We start from the raw sequence: 20,211 nt of genomic DNA on the forward strand, positions 1-20,211 counted from the left end.
AAAGCTTTGTTATCGTTCGTCGATTATTCACGGATTGAAAAGGCGGGGCGACACACAATGCGCTCTATAACTAAAATACAAAAAGAGAAACGTGCTTTATGATCATCTTTTTTATCTGCCTCACTATTTTAATACTGGGCTATAAGTTTTACAGCCCATTTGTTGAAAAACAAGCCGGTTTGGATTCAACTGCTGACACACCACAAAAACGCTTTAGCGAAGGTGTTGATTACGTAGCTATTCACCCTGTAAGAGCATTTTTAATTCAGTTTTTAAACATTGCTGGCGTAGGTCCAATATTTGGCCCAATTTTAGGTGCTTTATACGGACCCGTTGCACTAGTATGGATTGTACTTGGTAATGTGTTAGGTGGCGCTGTACACGACTTCTTCTCAGGTGTAATGAGTATAAAAGAAGACGGTAAAAGCCTACCAGAAATCGCAGGCCATTATTACAACGTCGTATTTAAAGGCTTTATGCTTGTATTTACTGCCATGCTACTGTTTTTTGTAGGTGTAGTATTTATTATGAGCCCTGCAGGTTTGCTAAGTAACCTTGATTTTTTTGAAGGTACAATACTGGCAAATAATACCTTTTGGGTACTTGCCATTTTAGCGTATTACTTTTTAGCTACCTTGCTACCAATTGATAAAATTATCACTAAGTTTTACCCAATTTTTGGTGCGCTAATGATTGTAATGACGGTGGCAATTGCTATTTCATTACTTATTAATGCGCCGCACTTACCGGTACCAAGTGACTTTTTAGCTTACTTTGAAGCTGACCACGCACATGACTTTTTAGAGCCAAACCCAGATGGATTACCAACATGGCCACTGTTATTTATAACAATTACTTGTGGTGCTATTAGTGGTTTTCACTCTACTCAAGCGCCTATTATTGCGCGCTGTTTAACTAACGAAAAATACGTACGTCCAGTTTATTACGGCGCTATGATGTGTGAAGGTATTGTAGGTTGTGTATGGGCACTTGCTGGTATTGCAGCGTTCCCAGATGGTTACGCGGGCTTAAAAGCATTGCTTGACCAAGGTGGCCCAGGCTTAGTTGTTAACCATGTAGCTAACAGTTACTTAGGTGTATTTGGCGGTATAATGGCAATTATTGCAGTAGCCGTATTCCCAATTACTTCTGGTGATACAGCGTTCCGCTCACTACGTTTAACTGTTGTTGATGCGTTTAATATTCCACAAAGCTTACGTAATCGCTTATTAGTGGCGGTGCCTATACTTGCTATAGCGTACTTTATGACGAAGCTCGATTTCTCATTAATTTGGCGCTACTTTGCATTTTCAAACATGCTGCTTTCTACAAGCGTATTATGGCTTGCCACTAAGTACTTGTTTGACCGTGGCACATTCCATTGGATTGCCAGTGTTCCTGCTGTTATAGCAACAGCGGTAACGGTTTCTTATATTGGCACTGCAGCAATTGGCCTTAACTTATCAAGCGATTTAGGTAAACCTATTGGTGCTGTAGTAACAGTGATTGGCTTAATTGTTTTAGCTATTGTGCACTCTAAGCATAAAGTTAAACCAACAGCGGTTTAATAATCACATAAGTTATTTCAAGCATTAAAAAAGCGAGCTATTGATTATCAATAGCTCGCTTTTTTGTGTACTAAATTTAGGTATTACTGAGTGGCAAGTTCAAAGTAACTATTATCGTCGAGCGTTTTGCTTATCATCATAGCACCCTCAAGCAGGCTCACTGTTTGAATAGCTGCTTGAGCGGGGTTAGGCTCACCATTAGCTAAGTGTGCAGCGCTAAGCCATGTTAGGTTTTGATTAAAAAAGCGCTTTACTTCAAGGCGTACTTTATCTGGAAGGCTATCGCTTTCGGCTCCTAGTAAACCACATAAACACATTTTTTTATCGGTTACTAATGCACGTCTAAAAAGCTGTGTGTACACATCAATAGGATTTTTACCGTTTGCTTTAAGCTCGCTTGGCTCGCCTAACGCTGCTAAAAAAGAATCAGTATATTGATGAGCAAGCTCTGCACCTAAATCGGCCTTAGTCGGAAAGTGGTAGTGTACACTGGCGCTTTTAATGCCGACTTCGCAGGCTAGCTCTCTAAAACTAAAATTACTGTACCCGCCAAGGCGCACCTTACTTTCAGCGGCTTTCAATAAAGCTTCTTTTTTACTCATTTTTAATATTTCCTATCTGCAGTAATACCAGTTTTATTAAAAACATGATCATTGTATCGCATTAAATAACTTACTAACTGCGTTAAAAATTATTCATACAGAACAACTGCATGTCATAATTTTCGTCTTTTTCATTGCGCTATATTCTTAGCGCAATAATAGATCACTTATTTAATGCAATTGGTACAGCAAAATTATCGACCAGTAGGTAGTTATTTACAAGTGTTTTTACTTTTAAGCAACTCCATAATTTTATTGTGAATTAAGTTAAATCCCATAAATCAGAAAAATTTAAACGTTGACTTAAATTTAGTTTAATATTATAAATTACCTACCAGTAGGTAGGTTGCTGCTATTAATTCACTTTTAAACAATAAAGATAGAGATTGCTATGAAAATTTATGATGTAGAAAACTTTCCAAACCCACTTCGTGTTCGTATCGCTTTAGCTGAAAAAAATGCCACTTCAAATGTTGAGTTTGTACCTGTTGATTTATTAAATGGTGAACACAGAACAAAAGCCTTTTTAGCTAAAAACCCATTAGCAGGTGTGCCCGTATTAGAGCTAGATGACGGCACGTTTATATCAGAAAGTACCGCTATTACTGAGTATATTGATACCGCATTTGAAGGCCCATCTTTAATGGGTGAAACCGCAAAAGAGCGTGCAGTAATTAACATGATGCAAAAGCGTGCAGAATCTATGGTGCTTGACGCTGTGGCAACTTACTTTCATCATGCAACTGATGGCTTAGGTCCTGAGCTTGAAACATATCAAAATGTGGCTTGGGGTGAAAAACAAGGCGAAAAAGCGCGCCAAGGGTTTAGCTATTTTAATGATGTACTAGCGCAATCGGCGTTTGTTGCTGGTGAGCAGTTTAGTATTGCTGATATTACATTGTTTGCTGGGCTGGTATTTGCTGGATTTGCACAAATAGTAATCCCAAATGAGCTAACCCATTTAGTTGCATGGCAAGAAAAAGTAGCAAAACGCCCAAGTGTTGCGGCTTAATGGGGTTATTAGTTTAAAATTTAAGTGGAGTTACGCTTAGGAGCCAAATATGAAAATAGCTGCCGATTTTAGTAAACGAGTTGTGGTACATAGCGAAACGCTCCCGTGGGTTGCATCGCCAATGGCGGGTGTTGATAGACGAGCGCTCGATAGAGTGGGCGACGAAGTTGCTCGCGCAACGACTATTGTTCGTTATGCACCTGGCAGTGAGTTTTCGCCGCATGTACATACAGGCGGTGAAGAGTTTGTTGTGCTTGAAGGGGTATTTCAAGATGAGCATGGTGACTTTGCGGCAGGTTCTTATATCCGTAATCCACCGCAATCAAAGCACAAACCGGGGTCTGAAAATGGCTGCGTTATATTTGTAAAGTTATGGCAGTTTCAGCCAGATGACCGAACGCACGTGCGTTTGCAAACAAACTTGATGCAAAGTACGGTGCATCCTAGTTTTAAAAATATTGCCGTAACCCCTTTATATAAAGACGACTTTGAAGAGGTAAGCTTGCTGCACTTTAAGCCCAACGCCTGCATGGTTATAAACGCAAAAGGCGGAGCTGAGCTGCTAGTACTTGAAGGCTCATTTGATGAGCAAGCCGATACCCTTGTAAAAAACAGTTGGTTAAGAGTGCCTATCAATAGCTCCGTTAACGTTAAAGCGGGAAGTAATGGTGCAAAAGTATGGCTTAAAACGGGTCATTTAACTGATGTAGAAAACCAGATATCTCGCGTACAAAATGCGTAATTGAGTCGTTTATTTGAGACTATTTATTGATCTAGTTCAGGACTAATTAATTTTAGAAGGTGTACTTTTACCACTCAGCCTATTTAAGGAGAGCAGTAATGGTACACACAACACATGGTTTATCTATTGGTCTTGAACGTGCAGGAAGAGAGTTTTTTTTAAAACTCAAAGCCGTTGGTACGCTTACTCACGACGATTACAAGATAATTACCCCAATGATAAACTCAGCTCTTGGCGAAGTTAAGCACCCAGTCGTGAACGCCTTAATAGATGGTAGCGAACTTGAAGGTTGGGAATTACGCGCAGCGTGGGATGACTTAAAATTAGGTGTTAAGCACTCTAAAGAATTTAAAAAAGTAGCTATTTACGGTAATAAAGAGTGGCAAGCTCGAATGGCAAAAATAGGCAACTGGTTTATATCGGGTGAGGTTCAATACTTTGAAAATGCTACCGCAGCAATAGATTGGTTAGACGAATAATAAATCCCTTCTTTCAAAAAATAGCGCTTACAAAGCGCTATTTCAACTCTTAAATAAAGAACTTATAGCGAACGTTTAATAGTTTTCGCTTATTGTTAAGTATCAATTTTATCAAAATACGTTACTAAGCTGTCAATAAATGAACGAAGTGCAAGTGACTGATGTTTCCTGGAGCGGTAAATACCGTATATGCTCAAAGTTTGTGGTTTAAGGTGTGGTAGTAAATGTATTAACTTTCCATTATTTATATATTTCTGCGCAGCAAACTTAGGTTGTAGAGTTATTCCTTGATTATTAAGAGCAGCTTTTAACAGTAAGCTCGAATCATTAGCACTGAAGTTACCAGCAATCGCTACAGATACGGGTTTTTCAGGGTGTGAAAAATGCCACATACTTTTTTCAAACCGTGAATAGTTTAAACAGTTATGGCGACTCAAATCATCCGTAGTTATAGGCTTAGAGTTTTTTTCTAAATATTCTGGGCTTGCACATAATACTGAATGGCATTTCCCAAGTGGGCGAGCAATTATATTAGGATCTAAGTCATTGGTAATTCTAATTGCTAAATCTATTCGCTCTTCTACCAAATTTGTAACGTGATTACTAATTTGTACATCAATACTGACTTCGGGATGAGCGTGTAAGAATTGTTGCAACATATCTGGTAGTACATCATGTGCTAAAAAAGGCGAGCACGACAACCTAATTTGCCCGTTTAATCTGTTATTACTTTCTATTGGCGCACTGATGTTTTGGGCGATGGCAATGAGCTCTCGGCTATGATTAAGTACTTTTTCACCCTCTGATGTGAGTGTTATTTTTCTTGTTGACCGATGGAGTAGTTGGGTATTTGCCCACTTTTCCATTTGATTCAAATACCGTGTAACCATAGATCTAGACATATCTAAAGCACGGGCAGCACCGGCTAGACTTTTCTGCTCTACAATTTTTATAAATACATCAGCTGCAATAATTCTATCCATTCACTTTGCCTATATGTTCGATTTATGCAACAGACAGTTGCATTCTGCCTAGTTTTTCATTCTTAAATTGCAACATACAATAGCCTCATCTTAACGAAATAACAAACAGGCTACTGAGAATGAAAAAAGTTAAACACGTATTAGCAGCAACAGCTTTATTAGCAAGCACATTAATGCAACCGGTATTAGCGAAAAGTGAATTAGTTGTTGATGTATATAACCCACAAGACAAAAGTATTTTTGCTGTCTCATCAAGCATTATAAGTGGTAATAACGAAGTGTTATTAGTGGATGCCCAATTTCAGCGTAATGATGCACAAGCATTGGTTAAAAAAATAAAAGCGAGCGGTAAAACATTAACAGCTGTTTATATTAGTCACAGCGACCCTGATTTTTACTTTGGTTTAGATGTAATTAAAGCTGCTTTTCCAAAAGCAAAGTTATTAGCGACTAAATCAACAGTAGAGAATATTAAACGCTCAATGCAAGGAAAGTTAAATTATTGGGGGCCTATTTTAAAGAGCAATGCACCTAAAGAACTTATTTTGCCAGAAGTAATGCTATCAAATAGCCTAACTATAGATGGGAAAGAAATTATTATTAAAAATTTACAGCATGATCCAAAGCATACTTACCTTTGGATCCCTTCTATAAAAACAGTGCTGGGTGGGGTTGTAGTATTTGATCAAATGCATGTGTGGTTAGCCGATTCGAGCACTGCTGCAGAGCGTCAAACTTGGCAGTCAACATTAGATAACATCGAGAATTTAAAACCTCAGACTGTTATTCCAGGTCACTTTTTACAGGGCAGTAAACAAGACCTTTCTGGTGTGTCATTCATGAAAGGGTACTTAAATAAAGCGGATAGCGCTGCAAAAAGTTCAAAAAACTCAGCTGAATTTGTAGAGAGTATGACTCAAGCTTACCCTGATTTAGGTGCAAGAAGCATTTTAGAGTTGGGCTCAAAAGTGGTTATGGGTGAGATGCAATGGCACTGAGCGCCCTTGCGTTAAACAATTATTTAGATAGGAAATATTAATGAAAAGCGTAACGTTACATATAATTGTTGACCCTTTATGTGGTTGGACTTACGGCAGCGTGCCCTTGATCACCGCTGCTGAAAATATTGATGGTTTAATTGTAAAAGTACACAGTGGAGGCATGCTAACAGGTGATAATGTCAAACCTGTGACTCCTGCATGGCGTGAATTTGCACTTAAAAACGACAGTGTCATAGCGAAGAAAACCGGACAGGTATTTGGTAGTAACTATACTGATGGGCTTTTAAAAACCAACGATATTATACTCAACTCGGCTCCGGCTATTACCGCTATATTGGCAGCGCAAGAGCTTGGTATATCAGGTGGGGAAATGCTTAATAGTATTCAACATGCTTATTATGCTCAGGGTAAAAACATTATGCAGCTGCATGTACTGACTGATATTGCATTGGAGCTGGGTTTAAACAAGGCCTTATTTGAAACCCACTTTAATGCGCTAGAAGGCGATGCAACAGATCAACATATAGCACAAAGCCGTGGCTTATTGCACAATATTCATGGGCAAGGTTTTCCTAGTGCAGCATTTGAATTTGACACAGGTAAGTGGCAAAAAGCCGATATAGCCCATTATTATGGAAAAACTGAGCAGTGGGTTACCTACTTACAGCAATCAGTTGGGCTAGTATAGTGCGATGAAATTTCTAAATAATAAAGCTGTTTATATTACAGCTTTATTGAGCTTCCTTTTTATAGTGCAAGGGTGTGCAAAAATGAGCAACATAGACATAATTAAAAGTACGTATGTAGGCAAAACATCGCAAGAGAATGGGCAAAATTTAGTTGCTCATGCAAGTGATACTATTACTTGGAAAGAGGCTGACGGTTTTGCTTATGCTGGTACATACCATGGTATGAATGACATTACTGAACATGTTTTTCAAAAGCTTGCAAGCGAGTGGTATAACTACATGTTTACGCCACAAAACTACTTATCCCAAGATAATACTGTTGTAGTGTATGGCACGTACTCTGGTACTTATATTAAAACGGGTAAAAAAATGCAAGCTAGGGTCGCGCATATTTGGCAGCTTAAAAATCAAAAAATAACGCACTTTGAACAAATAGTGGATAGTAAAATGGTGTTTGATGCTATGCAGTAACAACGCGTTACTGCATAGATTTGAACTTAAAAAACATTAGGTCTATTAAAGTACATCAGCCAGCACAGGTAATGCCGGAAATGCCCCCTTAGCTAAACACGCTTTAGAGCCACATTTAAGAGCAAAGTGCAGGGCGCCTTTTACGCTCGCTTTATCATTTAGTTTCTCTGCTAGTGGTAAATCACTTCCTAAGTTATTTAAGTAGTATAAAACCCCCGCTATAAATGCATCACCCGCGCTTGTTGTATCTACGGCGTTTATTTTTGGTGCCGATTCGTTGAGTGTAAATGCGCTGTGGTAAACCGTTGCAGGCTCTGGTCCATCGGTTAAAAACACCAGTTTTACTCCGGTATTTAATAGCATTTGAATGTAATCATCGCTCGTTGTATCGCTATGCTGGGCTAAAAAATTAAGCTCATCACGCGAGAGTTTTACTATGTCACAATAGGTGTAACAGGCTTTTACATTGCTTGCTATATCGCTTGTGTTTTCCCACAAGCTGTAGCGTAAATTCACATCAAAACTGACGAGCTTATTATTCGCTTTTGCAAGTTCTAGCGCTTTAACCGTTGTGTTGGCAATTGCTGATTCGGTTAATGTGTTTGAACAAAAGTGTAGTGTGCTTATTTCTTGCCAATTTATATGCGCTAAATGCGCCTGCGTTAATAGTACATCGGCTGTATTATGGCGATAAAAGCCAAAACTACGCTCGCCGGTTTCATCAAGGCTTACTATAACCATGGCGGTTTGTGAGCCTGCAATGGTAAATAAATAGTCTGTATTTACATTGTATTGCGCTAATGCATTACTTAATTGATTGGCAAAATGATCGTCCCCTTTACCACCACAAAATGCAGCCTCTGCGCCGAGTTTTGCGTAGCCAACAGCTACATTGGCAGGCGCGCCACCTGGTATAGGTAAATAGGCCGAGTTATTAGCATCTTGTGGCAGCATATCAATTAATAGCTCGCCTAAGCACAGGAGTTTAGTCATTTGGAATATCCTAAAAAGCCTAGCAAGGCTAGGCTAAAAAACGTGAAGGGTGTTATTTATTCATACTTTAAAAGGCGCTACAGTGACTACTCACCGCAGCGCAATACACACATTTAGTTAAAAGCGTATTTTAAAGTTACCGACGTTGTGCGGCCATTAATAGTACGGGCACGAATAATGTTATTTTCAGGTACTGAACCTTCTTCTGCTTCTGTAATACCTACTGTATCAAATAGGTTATTCACATTAAGCGCAATATTAAGGTTTTCAGATAAGTCATAGCTTACAAAGCCATTTACCTGTGTGTAGCCGTCAAATTGCAAGTCGTTATTATCTTGAGCGTATGCATCGGTAGTACCAATGAAACTTACCCCTGCAGCGCCTTTTTCATAGTTGTAACGTGCCATTAATGAGTAAATTAAATCGGCTTGACGACGTGGTGTATTACCTACAACATCTGGGTTAAGCGCATCTTTTGCTATTTCTGCATCGGTCCAGGTTAAATTACCGCGAAAATCCCATGCATCAATAAAGTAAGTAGATTCTATTTCAATCCCTTTTGCTTCGTATTCACGGTCAAAAAACGTTTGTGATGTTGCTTCAAAATTTTGCTCTTCAGTTTCGGCAAAAAACGCAGTAGCAAACACTGATAATGAATCAAAGCGCTTTTTAACACCAAACTCAAACTGGTTCACTTCATCAACAGCGTCTTCTTTTGCAACAGAGCCGTCGGCGCGTACTTTACCAAATAAAAGACGGTCAGCATTTGCACGCCCACCTTTACTAATACGTGCAAACGTAGCAAGGCTTGGATCAATTTGATAATTAGCACCAATTGAATAAGAAGAATAGTTCCAGTCGTAGTTTACTGGACTTGCGTTTGCTGTATCAATTCCAGCAACGTTTTGTTCCGGGATTGATATTTCACCGTCGCGGTTCATATCTACAGTTGATGTTACGGCACCTGCGTAGTTACCGCGAGCTTCGCCACTGTCGTAACGGGCACTTGCATCAATGCTTACGTCGCCTAATTTAGTAGAGAATGCAACGTATGGTGCACGGGTGTCGTACTCTGTGTCGTAATCACGTTGGCAACAGTTTCCCCAGTAAGGTGTGCCATATGCATATAAACCATTTTCTGAAAATTCAGTACCGTCAGCTGCAGTAACATTTAATAATGCTGCATTGTCGCCTTTAAGCTCCATAAGGTATGAATTCCATAACCACGACATAGCAATGTTTTGAGTTGACGCGTAATAACCAAAGGTAATGCTGGTGTCATCATCAAACGATTTAGTTAGTTTAAAGTCGTTAACTAATGAATCGAAGTCGTTCATTGTTACGTCAAACGTATGAATTCGCATAGCGAGGTCGTCGTTAAATGCAGCGCCCGTGTTTGCGTTACTGAGTGTTGCGCCTACACCACCAATGCTCTGTGCAATAGATGATGCGCTGCCAACCTCTGCAGGAATAAGCGAGTTAAAGTTGCCGCTTATTGATGATTTACGAAAACGGTTTTCGATACGCCAATCGTTATCTAAATCAAATACAGCTTCAAAACCAACAGAGTCAACCTTTGGATTCATACCATCGCGAATATCGCCGCTACTGATTTGGTTTTCACCATTTAAACGTACTGTTTTAGTAAATAACGCTGAGTGAGGTGTGTCTGATTGCGCATCAAATCCAGCAATAGAGTCACCATTTGAGTACATTGGCATTGGAAGGTAGCCAACACTCTTATCGTCTAAGTGTTTGTAGTAAAGGCGAACGTAACCGTTGTCGAAATCTTTTGTAAGATTAGCTTTTATTTGGCCACCTTTATTAGACGTGTAACCTGTTTCGCGCGGGCCTTCGCCTTGTCGAACAAAGCCACCAACATGAAAACGCACGCTATCGGTTAAGTAAGTGCCGTATTCAAAGTCTGTACGAACGCTGTCGTAATCTAAGCCAAGTGTTGTAGATACACTGCCAGATTCGTTTTCGCCATTTTTAGAGATAAAGTTAATAATGCCACCAGGTGCATTACTTGCTGCAGTAGATGCTGAGCCACCACGAATCGATTCGATAGTTTGCACAGTGTTATCTAATCGCATAAAAATATCTGAATTACCAAAAGCGATATCACCGTATTGCAGTACAGGTAAACCATCTTCTTGTAATTGTAAAAATTTTGCACCGCCCGAAGCAACTGGCAGGCCACGAACAGCAATATTTGCATTACCTTCGCCACCTGTCGATTCTGCACGAATACCAGGGATGATTCTAAAAGCCTCGGCTGTTGAGCGAGGAGTAGACACCTGAACTTGTTCAAGTGATACGCTACTAACTGATACGCTTGAAGCCATGATTGTTGTTCGACGTGGTACGCCGGTTACAACTATTGTTTCAAGACCTTTGTTTTGTGATGCTTCAGGTGTTGCTTGGTCTGTTTCTTGTGCGTTAACGCCTTGACTTACGGCAAGTGCTAAAGCGCTGATTAAATATAAAGGTGTATTGTGTGTTGTCATGTGAACGCCTCGTTGTGTTGAACCCAGTAGGATTTGTTATTTTTACTTAATCGATTAAGTAAAAATAACAAATATTTTACAATAAGCAAATCATTTTGTGTTTAATTTGCTCTTTTATTATTCATATGTTGATTTTAAAAGTGTTTTTTATTGTATTGAGATACAAGTTTATTAAGCTGTTGGGTTACTTTCTTGTAAAGCACTCATTGATGGGTCGCGTAAATAATTGAACAACATAGCTACAAATAAAATCACGGCAAACCCTGTTGCTAAGTAAAAGCCATAGCGCACATGGCCAAAGTAATCGCTGATCATACCCATAAATAAAGGAGCTAAAGCAGCTGATAATGCGGTAAAAAATAATATAACCCCGGCTACGGCTCCATGGCGCTCAGCAGGAAAACACGATATACCTTTAGAGTTTAAAGTTGGATAAACCATAGACATAAATAAACCTGAAAGAGGTAGTAACCCTACAGCCCAGTCAACGCCACCAATAAGTGTACCCACATAACAAAGCGCAATACCTAAGCTTAAATAAGCCATAACACCTTGCCAGCTATAACGATTTAGTAACCATACGGCAATAAAACGACCTGCAGCACGTAGTATAAAAAATATAGTAAGTGCATAAGTGGCAAGGAGCGGCCAAGAGCCTGTGTAGTCCTTTAATAGCGTCGGCATCCATACATAAATAGCCACTTCAGTCGCTACATAAAGTGCAATAGCTAAAGAAAAGCCAAGTGCATAAGGGTTTTTTACCATTTTCATGGTGGTGGCCAAAGAGGCTGGCTTTTCAGTTGTTTTAACTACGTCAGGGTAGTCTGCTCGCCATGCTAATAAAGCAAGAATTAAACACATTACGCCCGCAGTAATATACAGGTATGTCCAACTTACGTTTTGCACTAATAAAACACCAACTAGGGCAGGGCCTACAATAGCGCCAATGCCAAAAAAGCCCTCAACCTTGTTCATAGTTTTAGTATGGTCGTCGTTACTATGCGAAATATCGCCAAGCAATGCCAGTGCGCCGGTTTTAAATAAACCAATGGCCAGGCCTATGCAGCAAAGCAATACTAAAAAGAAGGTAAAACTGGTGCTAAATGCAAACAAAAAACAACTCGCAGAAAATATTAATAGACCTAGCATAATGGTTTTTTTACGGCCAAGGCTGTCAGCTAAAAATCCTAAAAATAATCCACTAAAGGCTATTAATGCCATGGGAGCGTAATGAAATGCACTAGCTTGAGTCATACTCAAACCGAAATCTTTTATAAGTTCGGGGATTATCATGCCGACTGCGTCAGAGGTCATGGCAAACATAAAAAACATCATGTATGTAAGCCAGCGTATTTGTTGCAGTGGGTCGCTGCTTACGTGTGTGTGTGATTTTGTCATGTGTTTATTCCTCGTTAAATTCTTTATTAACACTTCGTAAGTCAGTCAGTTGCTTACTGTAGTATTACGTGAGACACGAAATTTGTATGTAAAATTATTAAAAATTACTTGTAAATTCTTACTCGCTAGTTAAAGATATATCTTAATCGATTAAGTTTCAACATGGTAATCACACAATGATGAAGAATAAAGTTCAATTGATCACATATGCTGATCGAATCACTGGCCAAAATATAGGCGCGCTAACCACACTTTTAAACGGCCCTTTAAAAGGCGTATTTGGTGGTGTGCACTTATTGCCATTTTACAATCCTATTGATGGCAGCGATGCTGGCTTTGACCCTATTGATCATAGTGAAGTTGATTCTAGAATAGGCACTTGGGAAGACATACAAGTATTAGGTAAAGATCTCGACTTAATGGCAGACCTAATTGTTAACCATGTATCGGCACAGTCTTTTCAGTTTCAAGATGTACTAGCAAAGGGTAAGCAATCAGAATTTTGGGATTTGTTTTTAACCAAAGATGATGTATTTCCAAATGGTATGAGCGAAGCTGAGCAAAAAGCAATTTACCGCCCACGCCCAGGTAGCTGTTTTACGCCGATGCAGTGCGGCGACGGCCAAACGTATGACTTTTGGACCACTTTTACCGATAACCAAATTGATATAAACGTAAAAGTAGAATCCGGTGTTGCGTATTTAAATAACGTACTTACTAAATTTTCGGCTAACAATGTAAATATTATTCGTTTAGATGCGGCGGGTTACGCCATTAAGCAAGCTGGCACTAACTGCTTTATGCTTGATGAAACGTTTGGCTACCTAGATAACTTATCTAAGCAAGCAAACGATTTAGGCATGGAAACCATTGCAGAAATTCATAGCCATTATCAAACTCAGGTAGAAGTGGCAAAACGCGTAAATATGGTTTACGACTTTGCGTTACCACCGCTTATTTTACACAGCTTATTTAACAACGATGTAGATGCACTGCTCAAATGGTTACAAATTTCGCCACGTAATTGCTTAACCGTACTTGATACACACGACGGTATTGGCATTATTGACGCAGGTCCAATGGGCGACAAACCAGGGCTATTAAATGCACAGCAGATTGATAACCTAGTAGAAACAATGCACGCCAATAGCAACAACCAAAGCCGCCAAGCTACTGGCGCTGCGGCGAGTAATGTCGACTTATATCAAGTTAACTGTACGTACTACAACGCATTAGGCGCTAAAGACTTTGATTACTTACTGTCGCGTGCAATTCAATTTTTTGCTCCAGGTGTACCACAAGTTTATTACGGCGGCCTATTTGCTTGCGAAAACGACATGGAATTACTGACAAATACAAATGTAGGCCGTGATATTAACCGCCCATATTTAGACGCAAATATAATCGACAAGGCCTTAAATAAGCCTGTAGTAAAAGGTTTAATTGAATTAATTAAAATTCGCAATTCACACCCTGCATTTGCAGGTGAATTTAGCGCCCAAGGTGAAGGCAGTATGTGTTGTTTATCGTGGCAACTAGATGAGCAAACTATTTCACTCACTGTTGATTTTAAATTACGCCATGCACTTATTACGCAGGTAAGCGGTGATGAAGAAACAACGATTAACTTAAATTCATTTTTAGCTTAATGTTATAAAAGTAATTTACAAACGCCATGTAAAGCAAAAGCCAAGCTTAAGTAGCTTGGCTTTTTAACACATAAAACTATTACAAGGTTTGTAAGCTAACTACTCGCACCAATCTCTAATTCGTAACTGACTTCCTTAATTTTTTCTTCTTTAGAAATAAATAATTCAGCGGCTATAACGCCTTTTTCTTGGCTGTTTTGATGAATGGTGGTTAGGCGAGGTACAAACCGGGCTGCTTCATCAATACCATCAAAGCCCACAATACGCAGTTCTTCACCTATTTTTATGCCTTGTTTTATTGCTTCTCGCATTGTGGCAAGGGCAATTAAATCACTCATACAAATAATAACGTTAGGGCGAGGGGAGGCACTTAAAACCTCTTTAGCAGCAATATTAGCAAAACGCTCGCTACTTTCAGGAATGTTCCAAATGCGATCGTCAGCCACCGTAATATTTGCCTCGCTTAAAGCGCGTTGATAACCACGTAAACGTTGATGCGAAATAGATTGTCCGGTTTCAAATTCGTGATGCTCATACACGCGGCATAATACGTTTTCATCAAGTAACCTAAGCCCTAATATAGCCACTTTATCGTTTTGATTATGTAGTACGTGTTTAGCAATTTCGTAACTTGCTTGCTCGTTATTAATATTTACAGAGGCATTGCGAGCAATATCAAAATCAATTGTCACTACATGTTTAGACACTGTTTTTAACTGCTCAACTAACGCGTTATTACGAGGGCGGCCATAACAAATAAAGCCATCTACAAAGTCGACCACGTTGTTAAGGTTATCGCTATTACCTGAAAACAATAAAACATTAATGCCATTTTTTTCAAGCACCGAGGTAACACCGCGCATAAAGCTACTAGCCACAGGGTCCGACACCATGTATTCCACACTATCGGGCAGCACTAAAGCGACAATATTAAATGTGCCATTACGCAACGATTGCGCGGCCTTATTAGGCCCGTAATAGCCCAAAGTTTTACACGCTGCAAGAATATCGTCTCGGCGTTTAGCCGATAGCTGATCAGGGCGATTAAACGCATTAGATACTGTCGCGTTAGACACACCTAACTCTTTAGCAATACTTTTAAGGGTCCAGCGGGTTTGCTTACTCATACCAATTCTTTACTCAATACTCATGTTAATAAACTAACATATTCAGGGCGTTAGCAAAGTAAAAATTAAGAGTATTTACCTTAGGTGTTTTTATCGTACTTTTTACAACCCGTTTAACACCTCCTTAGAGTACAGGCGCTTTTTGAAAAGTGTGTAAAGATGATTAAATGAGCAAGTTTTTATAGTTTATTCGCTTTGTTCAAGAGGAAATTTTGCTTATCTGGAATATTATTTATCTTCTCCATTTTGGTGTGTTTTTACAATTAACATATCAATTCGCACTTAACTATTTGTTTACACAAATTTATTTGATGGCTAAGATAAATGTATCGCAATATTTGGATATTTGTCGGTTTAGTAAAACGACAAATGTCGTAGATAAAATTGTCAGGTACGAATGTTAAGCTCAAGGGGTTGACGTTTTTTCTGTCACTTATGATAAGGATGTTTAAATGAAAAAATTTATTATTTTTGTGTTGATGATTGCATTTAATTCGCAGGCAGTTGTTAAGCGCCATGATATTAAGCCTGAGCTGTACGAACTAAAAAATGCTCCAGAATACTATGTAGATATGCCCTTTGAAGGGACAGCTGTTTTAATAGATAAAAATTGGTTGTTAGCTCCCGCACATGTAATTTACACATTTTATTATGATTATCTTGGAAAACCTATAGAAGTAGGTGGTATCGAAAATAAAATCGATAAAATAATTTTTCACCCAGAATATGTCCAAGACCAAACTGACTGGGGGGATAGTGATCCTCAACCATTGATGGATTTTTTAAATAGCCATAGCGATATAGCATTAATTAAACTTACCGATTCAGTAGATCATATTAATCCAATTAGACGTTTTTCTGGAAAAACTGAATTAGGCCTCGAAGTTACTGTATACGGTAAGGGAGCGGTAGGTAATGGTTTAACTGGAGAATTAAGAGAGACAAAAAACGCCGGTTTTTTAGAAAAAGTTTACAACTGGTTTCGACAAAAATTTACAGACTTGGCACCGACTCAAGAATTTAGGCAGCTTAATTATTACAACAATGTTATCACTAAAGTTGATGAACGCTGGATTAGATTTAAATTTGACGCAGACGAAACTGCTCTACCTTTGGAGGGGACTATTGGCTCTGGGGATAGTGGAGGTCCTGCAGTCATATTTACCGAAGATAAGCCAATCTTAGTAGGTTTAGCCAGCTGGGTGGAAATAGACTCTGCGTTAAATCAATTCATTCCCGGAAAATATGATTCAGTCGCAGTTTTTGTCAGAGTGTCATCCTTTAATGAATGGATCGATAAAGTAATAATAGAAAATGGCCATTAAGGTACAGAGTTGCAATAACATTGCACCGGCAAGAAGATTAAAAGGAAAAATATAAATGGCTAATTTTACGTCGTTCCATATTATAACCGATCTTGTATTGCTCTGCGCTTTACTACTATCACTAATTATAAATGCTGCACAAGAACCCATTCTACCTACTACCCTGAGCAGTGCCGCCGCAATGTGCGAGTGCTTGTTTAGATGCGCTTGATAAGTTTAAGCTTTTTGAAAATACAACGTTATTTGGTGCACCAAGTAGCGCTGATTCTATGTATATGGAGGTACGCTTAGCCGATTTACCTTCAGGGTTGGGGAAAGTGATTGTATCTAACAAAGTATACGTAAACAGAGCGCGAGGGGCAGGGGATTTTTACAAACCCGATGTGGCGTATAACGGCCTTGATTGGACAACCAATGTGTTGCTTGAGCAAATAAAAACGCTATAAAAAAAGCCGCTTGTTGTAACAAGCGGCTTAATCTTCTAACTAGGAAATAGTTTAGAACGTGTAACGAGCACCAATTGAGTAACGCGGACCGTATTGATTAGCAAATAAGAATTGCTCTTCGTAACGTCCGTAACCTTCTTCGGTTGCATTATTTAAGTTTATGCCATCAAAAAATACCGTTACGTTTTCGTTTACATCGTAGTTAACGCTCATGTCCCACTGGCCATACGCTTTAGCATATTGCGGAGGCGCATCAGCTGAACCTTGCGCTTGGCCTACACCAATTAGGTATGAGTCGCGCCATGCATAAGTAATTTTAACTGATAGGCCGTCTTTTTCGTAAAAACCTTGGAAGTTAGCTGAGTCACTTAAGCCTGTAAGCGGTGCTTGTTGATCAAGGCTTTCGCTATCAAATTCAACGTCGCCATCTACAAACGTTGCGTTAACACCAACACCAAAACCGGTTTCACCAATTAAGTGCTGAACAGCTACTTCAAAACCATCTACCGATTTACTGTCGGTGTTTTGTGGTTGGCTAATATTCCATGTAATTAGCGGATCGTCGCTGTTTGGTTCAATAACGCCATTTGCATTGCCGTAACCGCTGGCAATCATTTGTGCAAAAATAGCGTCGGTTGTTGCTTGCTCACCACGTGATTCAATATCGCTTACGGCTTGTAAGTAACGAGGGCCGTTTAAAATATCGTACAAGCCATCAATAGTGGTTTGCGTAATGGTGGTTTGAATAAAGTTATCAACGTCTTTTTTAAAGTAACCAACAGATGCGTAGCTGCCTTCTGCGTAGTAATACTCAAGTGATAAATCAAGGTTTGTTGATTCAAACGGCAATAAGTTTGTATTACCTTGGCTACCTGTACGAGAACCAGGTTTTGGGCTGCCTGTTAAGCTGCGGCCACCGGCTAAATTACCTAGTGGTGCACGCGACATTGTTTTACCCCAAGATACGCGGGCTACTACGTCTTCAGTTAAATCAACACTTACGTCGATTGAAGGCAGTAAAACATCGTAATCACCTTGTTGCTCTAAGAAGTTATCATCGCCGCCAGCAGCGTATTGCATGATCCACTCAGAAGCGCTGATCCAATTAACTTGATCTTCAACGCGTTGACGTACAGTACTGGTTACATCTGTTTGCTCATAGCGTAGGCCTGCATTTACTTTTACGTAGTAGTTACTTACGTCAAATTCCCAGCTTGATTGAACATAAAAGCTATCAGTGATTTCTTCTACGTAGCTTTCGCTATCTATTCCGTCTGCGTATGCATTAGCAGCATATGCATCGCCACCTGTTACATCTGCCGTTAAGTAAGCAATTTGGCGTGCAACAGCTTCGTCAAAATCGTAGGTATAGTAGTAACCAGGTTGTAAGTTGCTGCCGCCCCCTTCAAATTGATCTAAAAGGCCCGATGTATCGTGACGGGTAAACATGCTATCTGGGAATATTTCTGTATACGATGGGTTAAAGCCTGGACCACCTACTAAACCACTCCACGCGGTGTAACCACCGGTGTTTTGTTCTGTACGTGATGCACCAAATTTTACTTTAACTAAACCAATGTCATAACTTTCGTTATACCATGTTGTATGTAGCTGTAATTGTTCAATGTTTGATTCACCCGGTGAGTGAGTAAACTGACTAAAGTTTGAATCAATTTCGCCAGGCGTTAATTCACTTGTGCCATTTAACCAATTAACTTGTGCACTGGGTACTTCGCCCGTGCGGTAATCATAAATTTTATTAGCTAGCTGATCAGAACCTAAAATTACTTGGCCGGCACTTCCCAGCCCATTGTCGGCGCCGTTATCAGTTTCGTTTTTAGAGTCGTGGTAATCAAGCTCTACGTGCCACGTGTCGCTAATTTCCCAATCTAGGTTTAAACCAAGTGAGCGTGCTTTTACTTCTGAAGTGCCTTTATTAGCTGTGAATGACGCATCGTTACCGCTAATATCAGCATAAACAGCTGTACCATTTTCATCTAGCTCGTAGCCATTAATATTGCTACCAAAGTCGTTCCAAATACCCCAACCAATACTTTGAGAACCTGTAACAGCTTTACTTGCAGTGTAATCAAGTGTTGCTACAAAGCCATCTACCGGTGCGTATTGAAAAGTAACTTGTCCGTTTGTACGTTCACGTTCTACATCTTCAATAGAGTAGTTCATGTCTTTAGGGAAGTAGTAGTTACCTGCAGGGTCTGTGCGGTTATCAACGACGTTGCTGCTATCTAAATCAGGTAGGTCTACGTTTGCTTGCCAGCCTTGAATATTGGCACTTTGTTTTTGAAAGTCACGCTCTTGGTGCGAAAATGAAAAACCGAAACCAAAAGTGTCATCTACAAAGGTATTGCTGTAAACAGTAGAAAACTCTGGTGTTACGTCATCGCCAGCTTCGTTTGACGAGTCGTGGTTTGCTTTAACGGTTGCCGAAAAATTTTGACCCGGCTTTTGAAAAGGGCGCGCAGTAGAAATATTAACCGTTGCACCTAAGCCACCGCTTGGCACGTCTGCTCGAGCTGTTTTAAATACTTCAAGCGCACTTACGCCTTCAGAGGCAACGTTTTCAAGGTTATACGAGCGTGTATAACCTGTGCCCGGCATTTGGCGGCCATTTAAGGTAATTAAGTTAAACTCAGGACCAAAACCACGTACTGTAATTTGGCTACCTTCACCGTTAGCGCGGCTCACCGATACACCGGTAATACGCTGTAACGATTCTGCTAAGTTTGTATCTGGGAATTTACCCATTTCTTCAGACGAGATAGCATCTACAATACCCGAAGAGTCGCGTTTCATATCCATAGAACGAATAAGTGAACCGCGAATACCTTTTACTTCAATAACTTCTACATCAGATGAAACGCTTGTTTCTGCTTCTGCCGCAATAGCTGTGTTTAATGTGCTCGCAGCAATGATGAGAGACACAGAAGCCGCAAGTTGGCTCTTTTTAAAATTAAATGTGTTCATAATAGCTCTGCTTTATAAAATGTTGTTCAAGAGTGAAGGTGCTGTGTAATACCAATTTTATTAAAAATATGATCATTCTATCGCATTAAATAACTCACTAACTGCGTTAAAAATTATTTATATAGAACAACTATATGTAACAATTTTCGCCTTGTTATTGTGCTATTTTCTTAGCGCTATAATAGGTCTCTTGTTTAATGCAATTGGTATAAACACCTAAATTTTTGTCAG

The 20,211-nt window shown here is 39.6% G+C and carries 16 protein-coding genes and 1 pseudogene; 10 read left to right on the forward strand and 7 right to left on the reverse strand.

From position 1 onward, the window contains the following. The first annotated feature begins 98 nt into the window (after positions 1-98). Positions 99-1,568: a carbon starvation CstA family protein gene (locus tag FFU37_RS18880; RefSeq protein ID WP_004334688.1), complete on the forward strand. Its 1,470-nt coding sequence runs from the start codon at positions 99-101 to the stop codon at positions 1,566-1,568. 83 nt (positions 1,569-1,651) lie between these two features. Here the strand turns inward: FFU37_RS18880 and FFU37_RS18885 are convergent, their stop codons facing one another. Next, positions 1,652-2,170 (reverse strand): TetR/AcrR family transcriptional regulator, encoded by a 519-nt coding sequence (locus tag FFU37_RS18885; RefSeq protein ID WP_138490295.1) that lies wholly within the window; start codon positions 2,168-2,170, stop codon positions 1,652-1,654. A gap of 391 nt (positions 2,171-2,561) precedes the next feature. On the opposite strand from FFU37_RS18885, the gene FFU37_RS18890 reads away from it, so the two are divergent. From FFU37_RS18890 to FFU37_RS18900, 3 genes are all read left to right on the forward strand, one after another. Further along, the gene (locus FFU37_RS18890) at positions 2,562-3,182 is read left to right on the forward strand and encodes a glutathione S-transferase family protein (RefSeq protein ID WP_138490296.1); all 621 of its coding nucleotides are present in this window, start codon (positions 2,562-2,564) and stop codon (positions 3,180-3,182) included. A 49-nt stretch (positions 3,183-3,231) separates the two neighbouring features. After that, the gene (locus FFU37_RS18895) at positions 3,232-3,924 is read left to right on the forward strand and encodes a cupin domain-containing protein (protein ID WP_138490297.1); all 693 of its coding nucleotides are present in this window, start codon (positions 3,232-3,234) and stop codon (positions 3,922-3,924) included. A 98-nt stretch (positions 3,925-4,022) separates the two neighbouring features. Next, positions 4,023-4,403: a SpoIIAA family protein gene (locus tag FFU37_RS18900; protein ID WP_002960091.1), complete on the forward strand. Its 381-nt coding sequence runs from the start codon at positions 4,023-4,025 to the stop codon at positions 4,401-4,403. A gap of 95 nt (positions 4,404-4,498) precedes the next feature. On the opposite strand, the gene FFU37_RS18905 is transcribed toward FFU37_RS18900, so the two are convergent. Next, complete coding sequence (locus FFU37_RS18905; protein WP_138490298.1) at positions 4,499-5,386, reverse strand: LysR family transcriptional regulator; 888 nt, start codon at positions 5,384-5,386, stop codon at positions 4,499-4,501. Between the two features lie 119 nt (positions 5,387-5,505). Here FFU37_RS18905 and FFU37_RS18910 point away from each other — a divergent pair, with 119 nt between their 5' ends. The 3 genes from FFU37_RS18910 (at position 5,506) to FFU37_RS18920 (ending at position 7,547) form a co-directional block, all read left to right on the forward strand. Further along, positions 5,506-6,384 carry an MBL fold metallo-hydrolase gene (locus FFU37_RS18910; protein WP_138490299.1) on the forward strand — a complete coding sequence of 293 codons (879 nt, stop codon included), beginning with the start codon at positions 5,506-5,508 and terminating at the stop codon, positions 6,382-6,384. A 40-nt stretch (positions 6,385-6,424) separates the two neighbouring features. Continuing rightward, a complete protein-coding gene (locus tag FFU37_RS18915; RefSeq protein ID WP_138490300.1) occupies positions 6,425-7,075 on the forward strand; it encodes a DsbA family protein in 651 nt (216 codons plus the stop codon). An 82-nt stretch (positions 7,076-7,157) separates the two neighbouring features. Continuing rightward, a complete protein-coding gene (locus tag FFU37_RS18920; protein WP_138490301.1) occupies positions 7,158-7,547 on the forward strand; it encodes a nuclear transport factor 2 family protein in 390 nt (129 codons plus the stop codon). A 45-nt stretch (positions 7,548-7,592) separates the two neighbouring features. Here FFU37_RS18920 and FFU37_RS18925 read toward each other — a convergent pair whose 3' ends face one another. From FFU37_RS18925 to FFU37_RS18935, 3 genes are all read right to left on the reverse strand, one after another. Further along, on the reverse strand, positions 7,593-8,540 hold the full coding sequence (locus FFU37_RS18925; protein ID WP_138490302.1) for a carbohydrate kinase family protein: 948 nt from the start codon (positions 8,538-8,540) through the stop codon (positions 7,593-7,595). Positions 8,541-8,653: 113 nt separating this feature from the next. Continuing rightward, positions 8,654-11,050: a TonB-dependent siderophore receptor gene (locus FFU37_RS18930; protein ID WP_024596984.1), complete on the reverse strand. Its 2,397-nt coding sequence runs from the start codon at positions 11,048-11,050 to the stop codon at positions 8,654-8,656. Between the two features lie 171 nt (positions 11,051-11,221). After that, on the reverse strand, positions 11,222-12,448 hold the full coding sequence (locus tag FFU37_RS18935) for an MFS transporter (RefSeq protein ID WP_101216379.1): 1,227 nt from the start codon (positions 12,446-12,448) through the stop codon (positions 11,222-11,224). Between the two features lie 176 nt (positions 12,449-12,624). Between FFU37_RS18935 and gtfA the strand changes: the two genes are divergently transcribed. Then, positions 12,625-14,097, forward strand: a complete 1,473-nt coding sequence (gene gtfA, locus FFU37_RS18940) for a sucrose phosphorylase (protein ID WP_138490303.1) — start codon at positions 12,625-12,627, stop codon at positions 14,095-14,097. A 95-nt stretch (positions 14,098-14,192) separates the two neighbouring features. Here the strand turns inward: gtfA and FFU37_RS18945 are convergent, their stop codons facing one another. Beyond that, on the reverse strand, positions 14,193-15,224 hold the full coding sequence (locus FFU37_RS18945; RefSeq protein ID WP_138490304.1) for a LacI family DNA-binding transcriptional regulator: 1,032 nt from the start codon (positions 15,222-15,224) through the stop codon (positions 14,193-14,195). 452 nt (positions 15,225-15,676) lie between these two features. On the opposite strand from FFU37_RS18945, the gene FFU37_RS18950 reads away from it, so the two are divergent. Then, the gene (locus FFU37_RS18950) at positions 15,677-16,549 is read left to right on the forward strand and encodes a trypsin-like serine protease (RefSeq protein WP_002960100.1); all 873 of its coding nucleotides are present in this window, start codon (positions 15,677-15,679) and stop codon (positions 16,547-16,549) included. 170 nt (positions 16,550-16,719) lie between these two features. After that, positions 16,720-16,995, forward strand: a pseudogene (locus FFU37_RS18955) (S41 family peptidase); the annotation flags it as partial. 51 nt (positions 16,996-17,046) lie between these two features. Here FFU37_RS18955 and FFU37_RS18960 read toward each other — a convergent pair. Further along, on the reverse strand, positions 17,047-19,980 hold the full coding sequence (locus FFU37_RS18960) for a TonB-dependent receptor (RefSeq protein ID WP_138490305.1): 2,934 nt from the start codon (positions 19,978-19,980) through the stop codon (positions 17,047-17,049). Between the last annotated feature and the right edge of the window lie 231 nt (positions 19,981-20,211).

Origin of the sequence: Pseudoalteromonas distincta (assembly GCF_005877035.1) — a bacterium.
GTDB lineage: Bacteria > Pseudomonadota > Gammaproteobacteria > Enterobacterales > Alteromonadaceae > Pseudoalteromonas > Pseudoalteromonas distincta.

Bases quoted from the DNA above. Each gene is read 5' to 3' on its own strand.
- FFU37_RS18880 (WP_004334688.1), top strand. From the start codon at position 99: ATGATCATCTTTTTTATCTGCCTCACTATTTTAATACTGGGCTATAAG.
- FFU37_RS18885 (WP_138490295.1), bottom strand. From the start codon at position 2,170: ATGAGTAAAAAAGAAGCTTTATTGAAAGCCGCTGAAAGTAAGGTGCGC.
- FFU37_RS18890 (WP_138490296.1), top strand. From the start codon at position 2,562: ATGAAAATTTATGATGTAGAAAACTTTCCAAACCCACTTCGTGTTCGT.
- FFU37_RS18895 (WP_138490297.1), top strand. From the start codon at position 3,232: ATGAAAATAGCTGCCGATTTTAGTAAACGAGTTGTGGTACATAGCGAA.
- FFU37_RS18900 (WP_002960091.1), top strand. From the start codon at position 4,023: ATGGTACACACAACACATGGTTTATCTATTGGTCTTGAACGTGCAGGA.
- FFU37_RS18905 (WP_138490298.1), bottom strand. From the start codon at position 5,386: ATGGATAGAATTATTGCAGCTGATGTATTTATAAAAATTGTAGAGCAG.
- FFU37_RS18910 (WP_138490299.1), top strand. From the start codon at position 5,506: ATGAAAAAAGTTAAACACGTATTAGCAGCAACAGCTTTATTAGCAAGC.
- FFU37_RS18915 (WP_138490300.1), top strand. From the start codon at position 6,425: ATGAAAAGCGTAACGTTACATATAATTGTTGACCCTTTATGTGGTTGG.
- FFU37_RS18920 (WP_138490301.1), top strand. From the start codon at position 7,158: ATGAGCAACATAGACATAATTAAAAGTACGTATGTAGGCAAAACATCG.
- FFU37_RS18925 (WP_138490302.1), bottom strand. From the start codon at position 8,540: ATGACTAAACTCCTGTGCTTAGGCGAGCTATTAATTGATATGCTGCCA.
- FFU37_RS18930 (WP_024596984.1), bottom strand. From the start codon at position 11,050: ATGACAACACACAATACACCTTTATATTTAATCAGCGCTTTAGCACTT.
- FFU37_RS18935 (WP_101216379.1), bottom strand. From the start codon at position 12,448: ATGACAAAATCACACACACACGTAAGCAGCGACCCACTGCAACAAATA.
- gtfA (WP_138490303.1), top strand. From the start codon at position 12,625: ATGATGAAGAATAAAGTTCAATTGATCACATATGCTGATCGAATCACT.
- FFU37_RS18945 (WP_138490304.1), bottom strand. From the start codon at position 15,224: ATGAGTAAGCAAACCCGCTGGACCCTTAAAAGTATTGCTAAAGAGTTA.
- FFU37_RS18950 (WP_002960100.1), top strand. From the start codon at position 15,677: ATGAAAAAATTTATTATTTTTGTGTTGATGATTGCATTTAATTCGCAG.
- FFU37_RS18960 (WP_138490305.1), bottom strand. From the start codon at position 19,980: ATGAACACATTTAATTTTAAAAAGAGCCAACTTGCGGCTTCTGTGTCT.